Source organism: Aerococcus sp. UMB7834, assembly GCF_030215145.1.
Taxonomy (GTDB): Bacteria; Bacillota; Bacilli; order Lactobacillales; family Aerococcaceae; genus Aerococcus.
In genome coordinates this window covers 48018-64101 of sequence record NZ_JASOLI010000002.1, presented here as the reverse complement: position 1 = coordinate 64101, position 16084 = coordinate 48018, and the positions used below count along the sequence as shown (strand labels likewise).

General features: G+C 50.0%; 9 protein-coding genes. 2 read left to right on the top strand and 7 right to left on the bottom strand.

All coding sequences use genetic code 11. The features are described from left to right. Positions 1-340: 340 nt before the first annotated feature. Both rpoZ and gmk read right to left on the bottom strand, forming a co-directional pair. Positions 341-547, bottom strand: a complete 207-nt coding sequence (rpoZ, locus tag QP339_RS01890; protein WP_067972308.1) for a DNA-directed RNA polymerase subunit omega — start codon at positions 545-547, stop codon at positions 341-343. Further along, positions 547-1179 (bottom strand): guanylate kinase, encoded by a 633-nt coding sequence (gmk, locus tag QP339_RS01885; RefSeq protein ID WP_067972310.1) that lies wholly within the window; start codon positions 1177-1179, stop codon positions 547-549. Before gmk ends, rpoZ begins: the two co-directional genes overlap by 1 nt. Positions 1180-1426: 247 nt before the next feature. Between gmk and QP339_RS01880 the strand changes: the two genes are divergently transcribed. Further along, complete coding sequence (locus QP339_RS01880; protein WP_284910176.1) at positions 1427-1813, top strand: hypothetical protein; 387 nt, start codon at positions 1427-1429, stop codon at positions 1811-1813. 393 nt (positions 1814-2206) lie between these two features. On the opposite strand, the gene cls is transcribed toward QP339_RS01880, so the two are convergent. The 4 genes from cls to QP339_RS01860 all read right to left on the bottom strand — a co-directional run bounded on the left by cls (position 2207) and on the right by QP339_RS01860 (position 8256). Beyond that, complete coding sequence (cls, locus tag QP339_RS01875) at positions 2207-3685, bottom strand: cardiolipin synthase (protein ID WP_284910175.1); 1479 nt, start codon at positions 3683-3685, stop codon at positions 2207-2209. 702 nt (positions 3686-4387) lie between these two features. Then, on the bottom strand, positions 4388-4987 hold the full coding sequence (locus QP339_RS01870) for an energy-coupled thiamine transporter ThiT (RefSeq protein ID WP_284910173.1): 600 nt from the start codon (positions 4985-4987) through the stop codon (positions 4388-4390). Positions 4988-4990: 3 nt separating this feature from the next. Next, on the bottom strand, positions 4991-6694 hold the full coding sequence (locus QP339_RS01865; RefSeq protein ID WP_070617538.1) for a ribonuclease J: 1704 nt from the start codon (positions 6692-6694) through the stop codon (positions 4991-4993). Positions 6695-7212: 518 nt separating this feature from the next. Next, positions 7213-8256 (bottom strand): aspartate-semialdehyde dehydrogenase, encoded by a 1044-nt coding sequence (locus QP339_RS01860; protein WP_284910172.1) that lies wholly within the window; start codon positions 8254-8256, stop codon positions 7213-7215. A 663-nt stretch (positions 8257-8919) separates the two neighbouring features. On the opposite strand from QP339_RS01860, the gene QP339_RS01855 reads away from it, so the two are divergent. After that, positions 8920-11373: a GW dipeptide domain-containing protein gene (locus QP339_RS01855; protein ID WP_284910171.1), complete on the top strand. Its 2454-nt coding sequence runs from the start codon at positions 8920-8922 to the stop codon at positions 11371-11373. Positions 11374-12906: 1533 nt separating this feature from the next. Here the strand turns inward: QP339_RS01855 and pnp are convergent. Then, a complete protein-coding gene (gene pnp, locus QP339_RS01850) occupies positions 12907-15030 on the bottom strand; it encodes a polyribonucleotide nucleotidyltransferase (RefSeq protein ID WP_284910169.1) in 2124 nt (707 codons plus the stop codon). Positions 15031-16084 lie beyond the last annotated feature (1054 nt).

Sequence of the window (16084 nt, the reverse complement as noted above, 5' to 3'; positions counted from 1 at the left end):
GAAAGGGAGTGACTTCAGCAAAGTGGAACGATCGGCTTGCAGCCGCTCTTATCCTCTTTGCCTCCAGTCATCCCTTTCTAGACGCCTTTGCTCACACCCTATCTTAGTCGGGTTCGGTCGCACAGCTTCCTTGTCACTTCACAAGTCTCCGCCGCAGTCTTTCAGACCGCTCTGGCGACTTGCTCCAGTGAAGGAAAGCTAAGCGCCAAGTCTCACACCCTATCTAGTTGGGTTCGACTTGGCAGAGTCGGAGTGATTTCACAAGTCAGAAGCGAGCGAATGCTTCGCTCTTATTCTGACTTGCTCCAATCATCCGACTCTAACCGCCAAGTCTCTCACCCTATCTTAGCGATTCGGGATCGATAACTAGGTCGTTAGAGGTGATTTCTTCTAGGGCTTGGCCGACGTACTTGGGTGAGCGGTATTCGTTGAGCATGGGGTTGCGGTTGACTTGTAGGTCGTGGGCGCGTTTGGCGGATACGCTGCACAGGGAGTATTTGGAGTTTACTTTTTCGAGTAAGCGGTCAATGGATGGGTAGATAATCATTAATTAGTCTCTCCTTCGTCTAAGTAATTCTCAACCACGTCATCGATGAAGCGGTCAACTTTGAGGTGTTCCGCTTGGATGATGGTTTGGATGTTTTCGACAGCTTTGGATACGTCATCATTTTCAACAACATAATCATACTGGGTCATTAATTGTAATTCGCCCCGGGCTTGCTCCATGCGCTTGGCGATGACGTCAGGGGCGTCAGTGCCGCGGTTGACGATCCGGGTTTCGAGTTCGCCCAAGTTTGGTGGCGCGAGGAAAATAAAGACCCCATCCGGCATCCGACGTTTCACCTGGAGGGCGCCTTGGACTTCAATCTCCAAGAAGACGTCCTTCCCCTGCATGGTCATGTCTTCAATATAGGCCAAGGGGGTGCCATAATAATTGCCCACGTATTCGGCATATTCTAATAATTGTTCTTCTTCAATCATTTGCTCGAACTTGCTGCGGCTAACGAAGAAATAGTCCTGGCCATTCACTTCGCCCTGGCGCGCTTCACGTGTTGTTGCTGAGACAGAATAGAAGAATTGGTTACGATCGTGGTCCGTATCGAACAAGGCTTTCCGTACGGTACCTTTTCCCACCCCAGAAGGGCCTGATAAAACAACTAATAATCCTTTTGATTTCATAGAACACCTTTCACCCTCTGAATTTATATAACAACTATAGTAACATAAATCTCAGCCTTTGACAGTAAGATTACAATTTTTTTATCATTCTGACCCGTCGCTGATCTGATAGCTCCATTATAACATGAATCAAATTTTTTGTTTTAATATTGACAAGGGAACAGGCGTTCGATATACTAAAAGTACAGAACATCCGTTCCGGTATTTGCGATTATTCGAGATAAATTTTCAGTAAAGGAGCCTTCATATGGAAAAATTATCCCATTATCAACGTCTAAAAGCCCTCTTCACCCCCGCTAATGAGCTGGCTGCAGTCAGCCCTAAGCCGAACCTAAAAAATCCAAGCACTGAGCCCAGCCAGCTGACCCAAACCATGCCCGCCCTAGCCATCGCCCGCGGACTGGACCAGGCTCTGAGCCAAGGCGATCCTATCTACCTGACCGTCAGCCGGCAAAATGGTCCCCTCCTGACCAAGGACATCCTCTTTGGCACTGTTAAACATATCGACAACCACAAAGAACGCATCGTCTTCGCCGAAGCCCTCAACCCCGTCACCCACCTCATCGCCCTCGACCGCATCCAGGCCATCAAAGCTGTTGGGAAAGAAAACTTGAAATCCCTCCCTATCCAATAAATAGGTCCCATACAGGGACAAGCACAATTATTAATATATCAAATAAGGATGAACAAGCTAGCAAGGCCTTGCTAGCTTGTTTTCATTATGATGATGGAGAGGACAACTTGCTAATCGAGGGCCTCTTCGCGAGTTGGCGTGACCCTACTAGCTAATCAGACCTTCGTTTGCGAGTTGACGCGTTCCTACTTGCTAACATATTCGAAAGTTAGCCACCCCCTAGTCATAAACGGAGCTGTCATTTGAAAGTTAGCACTGCCCTATCCTGGCAGTCTTGAAGCTCTAAGCATTTAAGGGCCAAGTTCAAAAGTCGACCAGCTCCCACCAAGACCCTTTCCTTCACCCCAGATAAAAAGCTGTCCTCTATTGGCAGAGGGCAGCTTTTTCACTTCATTATAAGATGGGCGAGAGGAGTCGCGAGAGGTTCTGGCGGAGTTTTTTAAACCAGGATTGTTGGTCGAAGTAGGCGGCGTCCAGTGTTGTTGAGACCTTCAAGTCGTCCTGGTAGGCGGCTTTGAGCTTGGCTACCAGGTCCTTGTCATAGACGAAGGCGTTAACTTCAAAGTTCAGGCTGAAGGACCGAATATCGAAGTTGGCGGTCCCGACACTGGCCACTTCATCGTCGGCAATAACGACCTTGGAATGGAGGAAGCCCTTGTCATAGCGGTGAACCTGGACCCCTTTTTCAATAATCTCCCGGCAGTAGTACTCGGTGGCCCGGTAGACGAAGGGGTGGTCGGGCTTGCAGGGGATCATGAGGTGGACCTCAACCCCTGACAGGGCCGCAATTTCCAGAGCTTCGTAGACACTCTCATCGGGTATAAAGTAGGGGGTCTGGATGTAGAGGGTGTGCTCGGCCGAGTTGATCAATTGGATGTAGCCCAGCTTGATCTGGTCGGTGTCGTCTTCCGGCCCGCTGGACACAATCTGCATGGGCACGTGGCCGTGGTCTGCCTCGTTGACTTCCGGGAAATAGGACCGGGCGTCATCCGAGATCTCCAGGAAGTCGTCATAGCTGTAGTCCATGGAGGCGCACCAGTCGCGGATAAAGCGGGTCTGCATGGCTTGGACCGCTTCCCCGCGAACGCGCAGGTGGGTGTCCCGCCAGTAGCCCAGGGGCCCCCGTCCGATATATTCCTTGGCGATATTGAAGCCGCCAATATAGCCCAAGTCACCGTCGATAATCACCAATTTGCGGTGGTTACGGAAGTTGAGGCGGAGGTCGACCAGCCAGTAGCCCCGGCTAAAGAAGCCACTGGTCTCTGCCCCTGCCTCTTCCAGTCGGTTGATGTCCTTACGACTGAGTTTCCGGCTGCCTAGAGGATCATAGAGCAGGCGGACTTTGACCCCCGCTTCTGCCCGCTCAGCCAAGGCTTCCACTACCTGGGAACCCATCTCATCGGAAGAGAAGATGTAGTACTGGATATGGATGTGGTCCTTGGCCTGCCGAATATCTTCCAGGAGCTGGTGCATCTTGGCCTTGCCATCGACATAGAGGTCCAGGTCGTTGCTGTTGGTCAGGAGGGCATCATCCGTCTGGTAAAAAAGCTTGATCAGACTCTGCTGGCTGGAGGGATAGGTCTTCAAGTCCCGGTGCATGCCATCTTCATCGATGTACTTATCGACTAGGCTGCTCATCCCCATGACTTGCTGCTGGGAGAGGGAAAAAATCTTGTCGTCAGACAGGCGCCGGCCAACGAAGAAATACAGAATAAAACCAAAACCAGGCAGGAGGATCAAAACCAAGAGCCAGGCCCAGATCGAAGTGACCGGGCGGCGCTGGCGGAAGACCGTGAAGACCGCCAGGATGGTGTTGGCAATAATAAAGAGCGAAAATAAATTGGCTAAAACAGTTTGGGTTGTTTCTAACATGCAGTCACCTCTTAAAAAAAGAGGCCGATAAGCTGATTCTGATTGAGATGGTGCTGGTGAGCATCCGTTGCGCTTTTGAACTAGCTCATTGAAGAGCCATGGTTAAGGACCAGGTCCAAAGCTTCACTACTGCTCAAAAATAATTAGCTGGCTCACTGTGACTGAGCCATCAATTGCCAACACTAAATAATTAAAGAACCACATAGCTTTCGGCCTCTTTTTGGATTATGAAGTATTTTTTATTTGGGTTTGTCAGCTTGGATTGAGTGTTTTCGAAAAATCGGTGCGGTCTATTTGCTTTTAAAACATTGGAAGGCAAATAGACGCCAGACCTCACACCCTAGTTGGGTTCGCAAGAGCAGCTTTGGCGTGCTTTCGCAAGTTGGAAACGTGCAAGTGGGACTTGCCCTTATTCCAACTTACTCCAAGCATCCAAAGATAAACGCTCTTGTTTACACCCTGTATAGTTGGGTTCGCAGTTGCAGACTTGAAGTGACTTCACCCAATCGGAACGATCGGCTAAAGCCGCTCTTTTCCGTTTGGGCTCCAGTCATTCAAGTCTGGACGCAACTGCTCGCACCCTGCCTAGTTGGGTTCGGTTGCGCAGAAGTGGCTCCTCTTCACAAAATCCCTGCGAAGTCTCTCGACTTCTCCGGTCTTTTGCTCCAGAGGTCCACTTCTAAACGCGCTCCCTCACACCCTTTAATCGTTCAGGAGTCTCGACCGTTCTTTGCGCGAGATGTACTTGGTGTAGCGCGGGATGAAGTATTTGGCGGAGACGTTGAGGGTGACGATTAGGATGGCTAGGGCGATGCCTAGGTTGAGGAGGAAGCTGAGGCCGTTCGTGCGGAAGGCTTCGGCGAGGCCGCTGCTTTCGGCTTGGATCCAGACCTGGTCAACGAAGCGACAGATAAAGTAGCAGAGGACACCGATGAAAGACCCGGTGACCAGGTTGAGATAGACTGAAGACATCCGTCGATTATGCAAGGTGCGTTGGAGGTTGCGGGCGAAGAGTCCGGCAAGTCCGACAGCAGCTGAGGCGATAACCAAGGCCAGGCTGTGGGGCCAATTGGTCAGGGCGTCAGGCACTTGGTAGAGCTGGATAATGCCCACTAATCCACCCGCCAAGCAAGCTGGCAGGGCCCCCCGGCGGAAGGCATAGAAGAGGATGAGGACGAGTCCCATCTCCAGACTCAGTCCCGTCTCTCCCAGTTCAGCGGGGAAGACCAGCTGCAAGAGCCCAGCTAGTAGTGCCAGTAAAAAGCCTTCAATGATTGTCATAAATCGCTGTGATGCTTTCATAAACTATCCTTTCTTTCCGCCCTTCTTCTTGCGACCCTTGCGGTAATTGGATGCTTCCATAATCACCGGTAGGATCATGGGGCGGCGGTTGGTTTGCTTGAAGAGGAACTTGCCGAGTTCATCACGAATGCCCGATTTGAGTTTGGACCATTGGAAGTTCTTGTCTTCCAGGTTGTCAAGGACCACCTTGCGGACCCGTTCGCTTGATTCTTTAAGCAAGTCTTCGCTTTCTTTCATGAAGATAAAGCCTCTAGAAATGATCTCTGGTCCTGCCAGGATCTTGCCTTCGCGGCGGGAGATAGTCAGGACAACGACGAAGATGCCGTCTTCCCCGAGCATAGTCCGGTCGCGGAGGACAATATTTCCGATGTCGCCCACGCCTGAGCCGTCGATGAGGACATTGCTGGCGGGAACCTTGTCGCCAAGAGTCATTTTACCCTTCTTGTAGGTCAGGGTATCGCCCTTGTCGAGGAGGAAGATTCTGTCTTCCGTGAAACCAATCTGCTCGGCCAGTTGCTTGTGGGCATGCATGAGTTGGTATTCGCCTGATACGGGCAAGAGGTACTTAGGCTTCAGGATAGACAGCATGAATTGCAGGTCCTTAGGCGAGGCGTGGCCAGAGGTGTGGTACTTGGACGAGAGTTCCAGGGTGTGGCCCCCTGCCCGGTAGACCATATCCTTGGTTTCTGGGACAACCTTTTCCATATCGGTATTGGGGGTGGTGGCTAGGATCACCAGGTCCCCTTCCTTGATCTTCAGCTGCTTGTTGCCCCGGGCCTTGGCCATGCGTTGAAGGGCATAGAGGGGCTCGCCGGACTTACCGGTCTCAAGGATGATGATTTCTTCATCCTTGTAATTGCCCAACTGCTCGGTGCGCTTGATCAGGTCCTTGCTCGGTAACTTGAGCTTGTCCAAGCGGATGGCCACATCGATGATTTGCTCCAGAGCTTCCCCTGAAATAAAGATATGGCGGCCGGTGGACTGGGCCACGTCGATGATCTGTTGGAGGCGCATGAGGTTGGAAGCAACCGCAGAAACGATAACCCGGCCTTCTGCCTTGACCACTTCATCTTGGAGGGACTCCTTAACCAGCACTTCGCTGGCATTCTCGAAGTAAGAAGCAGCCTTGCTGGATTCGCTGAGCAGGGCCAAAACGCCTTCGCCAGCTACTTGGGTCAGGCGGGCAAAGTCTGTGGCATAGTCTTCAGAGACAGACGCATCCATCTTGAAGTCCCCGGTGTAAACAATGTTACCTTCCGAGGTCTTCAAGACAATGGCCACGGAATCTGGGAGAGAGTGGGTGGTCTTAATGAAGCTGACCACCACATCCCCAAAATCGATCTCATTATCGTCGTCAATGGTATGGAAGTCTTTGAAATTCTTCACGCCCACAGACCGGCTCATGACCTTCAAGAGTTCGATGGTCAACTCGGTCCCAAAAACAGGCACATTGACTTCCTTCAAGAGATAAGGCAGACCCCCGATAGCATCGGGATGGCCGTGGGTTAAGAAGACCCCGGCAATCCGGTCCTCATTCTCTTTTAGGTATGTAAAGTCAGGAATCATCACATCGATCCCTAACATTTCATTAGGTGGGTAGACAAGCCCGCAGTCCAGGATATAGATCATGCCATCGATTTCAACAATGTACATGTCCTTCCCATTCTCGCGGACGCCTCCCAAGGAAATAAATTTTATTTCACTCATAGAAACCTCCTTAGGTATTTTATCCCTAGACAGAAACAGAGCACTCCAACCCTCTAAATCGGCATGAGTGCTTGCTTCTGAACTAGATTTTATTTTTAATTTACTTTAAAAATTTTTTTGCATTGGTGATTGATGTTAAACACCCTATTCTAAAGAAACGTAACGAATGCTCACCAGCACAGTTTAATTAAATGCTTCTTATTTTTTAGCACCGCTGATAGCCGATTGAGCACACTTCTCACCACCACTTGATTTATGAGCAGGAGTGGAGCTTTGAAGTTGGTCCTTAGCCATGAAAAGCAAGCGAAGCGAATTACGGATCGTAGGCGCAAGCCGTACGAACCGTTTGAGTCTCGCTAGGCGAGAGACCTTGGCTCGAGCTGGTGCTGCTTTAGCCGTAGGAGCAAAGCGACTTACGGATAAAGTACAAAACGGCGTCAGACGTTCTTGACCCTCCATAATTCAAGGACCAAATTCAAAAGTGGAACGGATGCTCATCAGCATCATTTATCTAAAACTTAAATCAAGCCTTGCTTAATCATTTCTTCGGCGATTTGCACGGAGTTCAATGCGGCACCCTTCCACAAGTTATCTGAAACAATCCAGAGGTGGAAGCCGTTGGGAACATCCAAATCTTTACGGATCCGGCCGACAAATGTTTCCTTCTTCCCTTCTGCATTGATGGCTTGTGGGTAGACTTGGTTTTGGATATCGTCTTCTACCACAATACCAGGTGCTTGGCGCAAGATATCTTGTATCGCTTCAATTGTAACATTATTTTCGCCAATTTCAATATAAACACTCTCAGAATGTGCACGAAGAACTGGCACGCGAACACAAGTAGTGGAGACAGGTAGGTCTTTGAGGCCCATGATCTTCTTGGTTTCATTGGTCATCTTCATCTCTTCGAAGGTGTAGTGGTTGTCTTGGAACTTGTCGATCTGTGGCAGGACGTTGAAGGCCATTTGATAGTGCTTGTCGTCACCAGCACATGGCAAGACTTCGGCTTCAGGCACTTCCTTACCTTCCACAATGGCCTTGGACTGGGCCAGGGTTTCTTCAATAGCTTCAGCGCCAGCTCCTGATACCGCTTGATAGGTCGATGCAATGACGCGCTTGAGGCCATAAGCATCGTGGATTGGCTTGAGGGCCGCTACCATTTGGATAGTCGAACAATTAGGGTTGGCAATCAGGCCATTGTGGTCCTTCAAGGCTTCTGGGTTAACTTCTGGAACGACCAGTGGGGTGTCTGGGTCCATGCGGAAGGCAGAGGTGTTGTCGATCGCTACCGCACCCGCCTTCACCGCAGCAGGGACGAATTTTTCAGAGAGAGCGCCGCCAGCAGAGAAGATGGCGATGTCCACACCTTCGAAGGAGTCTTCGGTCAATTCTTCCACTTCATAGGTCTTATCACCGACAGGAAGGACCTTCCCAGCTGAACGGGCAGAAGCCAAAAGCTTCACATCTTTGACAGGGATTTCGGCTTGGGGTAAGAGGTCACATAACTGCTCCCCCACTGCTCCAGTAGCCCCAACGATTGCAACAGTATATTCTTTAGTCATAATGCTTCCTCACTTTTCTATTCCGAAGGCCGTGGACAAAAGCTTCGTCTTCTTTTTAAATAACGGACTTTTTGGCAAAAATCTGTTCCAAAAGTCAGTCCTGACATCCAGTTTATGCAGGGTGTAAGACTTGGCGCTTTGGCTTGGATGGTTGGAGCAAGTCAGAATAAAAGCGAAATATTCGCTTGTTTCTGACTTGTGAAGCCACTCCAAGACTGCCAAGTCGAACCCAACTACAAACTATGTTCAATCGTTGGCCAACGATTGAACATAGTTTGCGGACAGTTGCTATAGCTGTTCGACGCGTAGCGAGTTACAGATATAGTATGCGTTAGCTGATTCAGGCCTAACCGACTTTTGTCACACTCTCTTCTCATGATTTTTTTATTAATAGCCTTATTGTATCATATTTGTCAGACAAATACGGGCTTTTTATGAATTCTTTAGCGATCGCTTGTCCCGATCTCCCTACTTCTTCTGGCTAAAAAAGCTAAGCTTCCCATAGCTATTCTCATCATATTTTAATTTATACTCCTGGAAGCTTGATTTTAACGCTTATAAAATTCTTTCAGGTCGGGCTTTGGGCCTTGTTTTTGTGGCGGGGATTGCCTATAATTAATGCGATCGTCTAATTTAATCAGATATTAATCAAAGGAGAGACCTATGAAGAAAACACACTTACTTTTGGCGTCGAACCTGGCCTTAGCTGCCTTCCTCTACAGCCCTGAAGCGGTAGCGGCAGATGAACTGGCTGCAGATGCCCAAAACGAAGAAAATATCCAAGCACCTGCTGAAGAAATCGCGCCAGCTGGCCAAGACCAAGCTGCTGCTGACCAAGCTGCTGAAGCTGAGGTCACAGAAGAAGCCCCTGCCCCTCAGAAGAAGGAAGTCCAAGCGGGCTACTATGCAGGGACCGACCTCGATAAGCAGCCTGAAATTGTTATCGGTAAGGAAGAAACAAAGGTCAGCCAGCCTAAACTGGATACCCAAAACCAGACCGGTGAAAAGTACACCAGCCAACTCCAAGCGACCGATGAATGGATGACCCTCCAATCCGGCAAGCACACCTTGGATACCCGCCCTTACGGCACGGCCGGCTATGAAACTATCCGCGCTAACTTGAAGGACCGCCAAGGCGACTTGGTCAAGGTGTCCTACTACATCTCAACTGAACGTGCCGACTGGGCCTACGTGAACTTCCAAGATAGCCTCGCTGGTTGGGTCGATCGCAAGGCCTTAAGCAAGAAGTTGCCTTTTGACCGCTATACCTCTGACGTGGAAAGCCTGAACTACTATGGCCGTCTAGTGGGCAACCACACCATCGACTCCAAGCCATGGGGAACCAAGGACTACCAAAACTTAGTTAGCCGCAATGCCTACAAGAACTTAGTTGGCACTAACGTTAAGGTAAGCCAAGGCGTTTCAACCGAACGCGCTAACTGGGTCTATATCGATAGCCTCGACGGCAAAGTTTCTGGCTGGATCGATACCAAGGGCGTCCAAAAAGTTGGCGACGCTTATACGAGCGCTTTTAAAGATGTCAACTACACCGCCCACCTCAAAGACGGCGACAATACCTTAGATTCTAAGCCTTGGGGAATTCCAGGTTACCAAACCCTCCGCAGCCGGGCCCAAATGAAGACCCGCCGCGGCCAAACCGTCCAAGTTTCTCAAGAAGTGTCCACTACTCGTGCCAACTGGGCCTATGTGACCTTCCAAGATGGGCTCAAGGGCTGGATCGACCGGGCAGGCCTCAAGCCAGGTGCTGGTCCTAAGCGCGCCAACGGAATCGATGACTACACTTCAGCTCACAAGGACGTGAAGTATGTGGCCACTATCGTTGACGGCAACCACACCCTAGATACCCTACCTTGGGGCATTCCAGGTTACTCAACCATTGCTAGCCGGTCCGACATGAAGAAACACCAAGGCGAACGGGTCCAAGTCTCGCAAGAAGTCTCTACTAACCGGGCCAACTGGGCACTGATCACCCTTCCTAACGGGACGAGCGGCTGGTTCGACATCAAGGGCTTGACCCGCGGCAAGGTCGACTCCTACACCAGCCCTCAAAACTCTGTCAACTACACCGCTACGATTTCTAACGGCAACCATACCCTAGATACCCTACCTTGGGGGATCCCTGGCTACAAGACCATCGCCACTCGGTCCGACATGAAGAAACACACCGGCGACCAAGTCAAGGTAAGTAGCGAAGTCTCCACCAACCGTGCAGACTGGGCCTACATTACTTTATCCGATGGCACTAGCGGCTGGTTCGACCGGGCCGGCTTAACCAAGGGCCAAGTCGACGTTTACACCTCAAACGCGAAAAAGGTCAACTACTCTGCTCGCTTAACCAACGGCAACCACACCCTGGACTCCAAACCATGGGGTATTCCAGGTTTTGAAACCATCAAGTCTCGCGGCCAGATGAAGGCTTACACCGGCCAAAATGTTCAGGTCAACCAAGAAGTCTCCACCAACCGGGCCGACTGGGTCAACATCACCCTAGCAGATGGCACCCAAGGCTGGATCGACGCCAAAGCCATTGCGCCAGAACGCGTCCTCAACCACGTGCCATATGTCAGCCAATACAAACCCGTCTTCGCACCTTGGGGCTGTGCCGGCGCTGCCTCTGCCATGCTTTTAGGCGCTAAGGACGTCGACTTCAACCTCGACACCCTCATCCGCAACACCCCAATGTACCCAAGCGATCCAAACGGCCAAAAAGGCGACGTCTTCACCGGCCAAGGCTTCGGCTGGGTCATCAACCCTAAAGGCCTGACCAACTACCTGAAGACCTACTACTCCGGTGTCAAAAACATCACGGGCGCTAACACCCAAGAGATCATCGATACCGTCCTCGCCGGCAACCCTGTCCTCTACTACGGCTACTCCTCTTACCAAAAACCAGGTGACTATGTTCGCAACCACTGCAAGGTCATCACCGGTTACAAGAACAACGCCTTCCGCGTCTACGACCCACTCTACTCCAACGCCAACAAGGGCGCTATGACCGGTGGTAAGAACCCAGCCTACGACCTCGGCGCAAGACACTGGCTCCCAATCAGCAAGTTCAACCTTGAATATAATGGACAAGCCATTACGATTCTGTAAGGGTGTGAGAGGATGCGGGAGAAAGGGACCTCTGGAGTAAAGAGCCAAAGAAGACTGAAAGTCTTCGGCGGCTCTTTGCGAAGAGGAGCCCTTTCTGCATCCTCGAACCCGACTATAAAGGGTGAGAGGGATAGTGGGAGAAAGAGACCTCTGGAGCCAAAAGCCAGAGAAGACTGGAAGTCTTCGGCGGATTTTGGTGAAGAGGAGCTCTTTCTGCTAGCCCGAACCCAACTAAAGGGTGTGAGATTTGGCGTTTAGGATTGGATGATTGGAGCAAGTCAGAATAAGAGCGAAGCATTCGCTCGTTTCTGACTTGTGAAATCACTCCAAGCCTGCCAAGTCGAACCCGACTACAAGCTATGACAAAAGCTCCACGCTCTTGTCCCCCCTATCCTCCAGCCTAGTGCTGGAGGATTTTTTTGCTTGAAAAGCACTGTGCCAGTGCCCCTCCGATCCGGCATCTTCCACAAAAATAAATACTAGCAGCTTCTCCTCTTTCAATCCCACCAGCTTATTCTTATCATAATCCCCTGATCATTTGAATTAAACATATATTTATGTTATATTCGATTTATAATGTACATTTTTTTTGAATAAGAAGATATTTTTATGCCCGAAAGAAGCCATTCACTATTTCTAAACTTAGGTAAGGTGAACTTATGATAAGCAAAATAGAAAAAATTATGAATGCCTATATTTTTATCCTAGTATGTATGCTTTACGTTCTAGGACGTTTACTCGACTATGCTTTAGGTCTGTCTTGGACTGAAACCATTTTTTCCTTTAAAAACCTTATCCAAATACTGGCTTTAGCTACCTACTTACTTTGCTTACTCAAGCTGAAGCGTGATGGCGTTATCGATAGTATTTGGTGAACAATTTAAAAATAAGGTTAGTCATTCCCTACTTTCCCGAAAAGTTTAGGTTCAAAGCCTAACTTTTTGGGTTTTTGTTTCTATGATGATACACTGAAATATCCGATCCAACAGCTTTTCCCTTATTGCCTACTAGGCACAAGCTTGACAGCTGCTTCCGAGATCCTAAAGCTTTAACACATCTTTTCTTATGAAAGTACCGGTACGAACAGATTCTATTTCTTTTTGTCCGCCCCCTATTCATTAACTCCATGCTCTAACACTAACACCACATCAACAAATACACAAAAAAGCAGCTAGCCCCTTCTCTCAGGTCACTAGCTGCTTTATTTGTGTTGCTGGCTATTTGATTGCTCTTATTAAAATCAAAGCACCATTTCTTTTTTTCAATTTAATGCTTAATGCAAACAATGAAATCCGATTGCTTCTCCAAATCATGAGCAGGAGTGGAGCTTGAAAGTGATCGTTAGCCGTGACCAAGCAAGCGAAGCGAATTACGTATCGTAGGCGCTAGCCATACGATACGTTTGAGTCTCGCTAGGTGAGGGACCTTGGCCCGAACCGATGCCACGGCTCTTTAACGATCACTTTCAAAGCAGAACGTATGCTCAACAATGTTAATGCATTCAATCCCCATCATCAAGCATGCAATCCCAGCCTACTCTTCGTCCTTATCCGTCAGAGCCTTCATGGACAGGTTGATCCGGCCGCGGTCATCGACTTCGATCACCTTAACGCGGACGATATCGCCAATATTGACCACATCTTCCACCTTGTTGGTCCGTTTGTGTTGGAGTTCGGAAATGTGGATCATGCCGTTTTGGCCAGGTGCCAGGTCAACGAAGGCACCGAATTTTTCAATGCGGAAGACCTTGCCTTCGTAGATTTGGCCGACTTCGATCTTCAGGGTCAGCTGCTCAATGATTTCAATGGCGCGGTCGATCATAGCTTGGTCATCGGAGTAGATAGTCACCAGGCCGTCATCCGCGATGTCGATCTTGGTGCCGGTTTCGTCGATGATCCCGTTGATGGTTTCGCCACCCTTACCGATCACGACCTTGATTTGGTCTTCATCGATGCGGATCTTGCCGATCTTAGGCGCATACTTGCTCAGTTCAGCCCGTGGTTCGGCAATGGTTGAGGTGATTTGGTCGAGGATCTGCATCCGTGCTTTTTTGGCTTGGGCCAGGGATTCGCGCAAGATTTCCTCAGTAATTCCCTTGATCTTGATATCCATCTGCAGGGCGGTAATCCCTTCAGCCGTCCCCGCCACCTTGAAGTCCATGTCGCCCAGGTGGTCTTCCAGGCCTTGGATATCCGTCAAAATGGTGTACTTACTTTCGTCTTTTTCGTTCATGACCAGACCCATGGCAATCCCGGCAACCGGCGCCTTGATTGGCACACCAGCGTCCATCATGGCTAAGGTTGACGCACAGATGGAAGCTTGGGAAGAAGAGCCGTTAGATTCCAGCACTTCAGCTACCAAGCGGATGGTGTATGGGAAGTCTTCTTCCTCTGGGATCACCTGGCTCAAGGCACGGTGGCCCAAAGCCCCGTGGCCGATTTCGCGCCGGCCTGGTGAGCCGTAGCGGCCGTTTGACCCCACAGAGTATTGGGGGAAGTTGTAGTGGTGGATAAAACGTTGGTCGTAGTCAGGTCCTAAGCCGTCGATGTGTTGGGCTTCGGACAGTGGTGCCAAAGTACATGCCGACAACACTTGGGTTTGACCCCGGGTAAAGAGACCAGATCCGTGGGCGCGAGGCAAGAGTCCCACTTCAGAAGATAAAGGACGGATTTCGTCGATTTGACGGCCATCGGGACGGACCTTGTCATCCGTAATCAGGCGGCGGACTTCATTGTACTCCAACTTATCAGCCAGGTCAGCCACTTGTTGGTGGATCTGGATAAAGTCTTCGTCTTCGAGGAAGCGGGCATCGTAAACAGACAGGATTTCATCCTTAACCGCTTGGATATTTTCCTCCCGTTCCAACTTGTCGAAGGTTTGGATGGCTTCCACCATGCGTTGGTGGTAGTTGGTCACGATCTCCGCTTCCAGCTCAGGATCCAATTCATCCGGCACATAGTCGACCTTTTCTTGGCCGATTTCGTCGATGATTTGTTTTTGGAAATAGGTCATTTCCTTGATATTGGCGTGACCGAACATGAGGGCAGCCAACATCTCGTCCTCGCTCAGTTCGGACGCGGAAGATTCCACCATGTTGATGGCCTTGGAAGTCCCCGCAACCGTCAATTCCAAATCAGACTGGGCTGCTTGGTCGGCGGTTGGGTTGATCATCAAGTCGCCGTTCACCCGGCCCACATTGACCCCCGCGATCGGTCCTTCAAAAGGAATGCTGGAGATGCCGAGCGCCAGGGAAGACCCGAACATGGCCGCCATCTCAGGGCTGCAGTCAGGGTCTACCGACATCACGGTATTGATCACCTGAACATCATTCTTGTAACCTTCAGGGAAGAGCGGACGGATGGGACGGTCGATCAAACGTGCCGTCAAGGTAGCGTGCTCACTTGGCCGCCCTTCCCGTTTGATATAGCCGCCCGGAATCTTACCCGCAGCGTACATTTTTTCTTCATAAAGCACTTGGAGAGGGAAGAAATCTTGTCCTTCCTTAGGCTCCTTGGCCCCAACCACAGCTGTTAAAACAACCGTCTCCCCGTAACGCACGAGGACCGCCGCAGAAGCCTGCTTAGCCAACTGGCCAATCTCAACCTGGAGCGGACGCCCCGCCCAGTTCATTTTATAGACTTTCTTTTCTTCAGACATGTCATGCTCCTTTATCTCTTTTTGCATGGCGTCGTAAGCTACTAAACAAAGAACTAGGTCCAAATTGAAGGCCAGGCCCCACTTCTTTGGTTAGTAGGAATTACAGACGCCGCTTACCATTTCAAACAACAATCATCCAATAAAAATTAACTTACAATAGTATCCATAGGCAGGAAAAGTAGACCTGGACAGGCACTAACAAATTCCAACATAAAAAATCAGCTTGGGATTCCCCCATAAGCAAAGGCCGTAGCCATCTCAGGGGTGAGAGGGTGGCGCCTATTTGCATTCAGGAGCCCTGAGTACAGATAGCAGCCCGCCAGTTTGCCTTCGAGTGTCCTGAGCGCAAATAGCAGGTCAGCAATTTGCATTCAAGAGTCTTGAGTGCAGATAGCGGGTCGCCTATTTGTATTCGAGGTTTTGAACACAGATAGCAGATCATCAATTTGCTTTCAAAAGCTCTGAATGCAGATAGCAAGTCGTCAGCACAACCCCGCACCACCACTATCAAAGCACCAGGCAAAAAGCAGCTTGGAATCTACTCATGAGCAGAAGTGGAGCTTGAAAGTGATCGTTAGCCGTGAACAAGCAAGGTCCAGGGTGTGAAGGCTAGCGGGAGAAATAGACCTCTGGAGCAAATAGCCAGAGAAGACTGAAAGTCTTCGGCGGCTATTTGTGAAGAGGAGCTATTTCTGCTAGCCTGAACCCGACTAGATGTGAATTAGGGATCGTAGGCGAAGCCGTACGAGCCCAAACCTGCTCCAAAAGTCAGCTCTGACTCCACTTCACAAAGGCTGGCCGAGCCTCTAACAAGGCTCTTCCATCCTTTGCTCCAGTGATTCAGAGCTCCCGACTTTTGTCACACTCTAACTTTGAAGCTTGCTAGGCGAGAGACCAAGGCTCGAGCCGGTGCTATGCTTTAGCCGTTGGAGCTTTAGCGACTTACGGATAAAGTACAAGACGGCTTCAGCCGTGTTGATCCCCTATCCATTCAAGGCCCAAATTCAACAGCGCAACGAATGCTCATAGCACAATTCCCATTCAAACCCCAAGC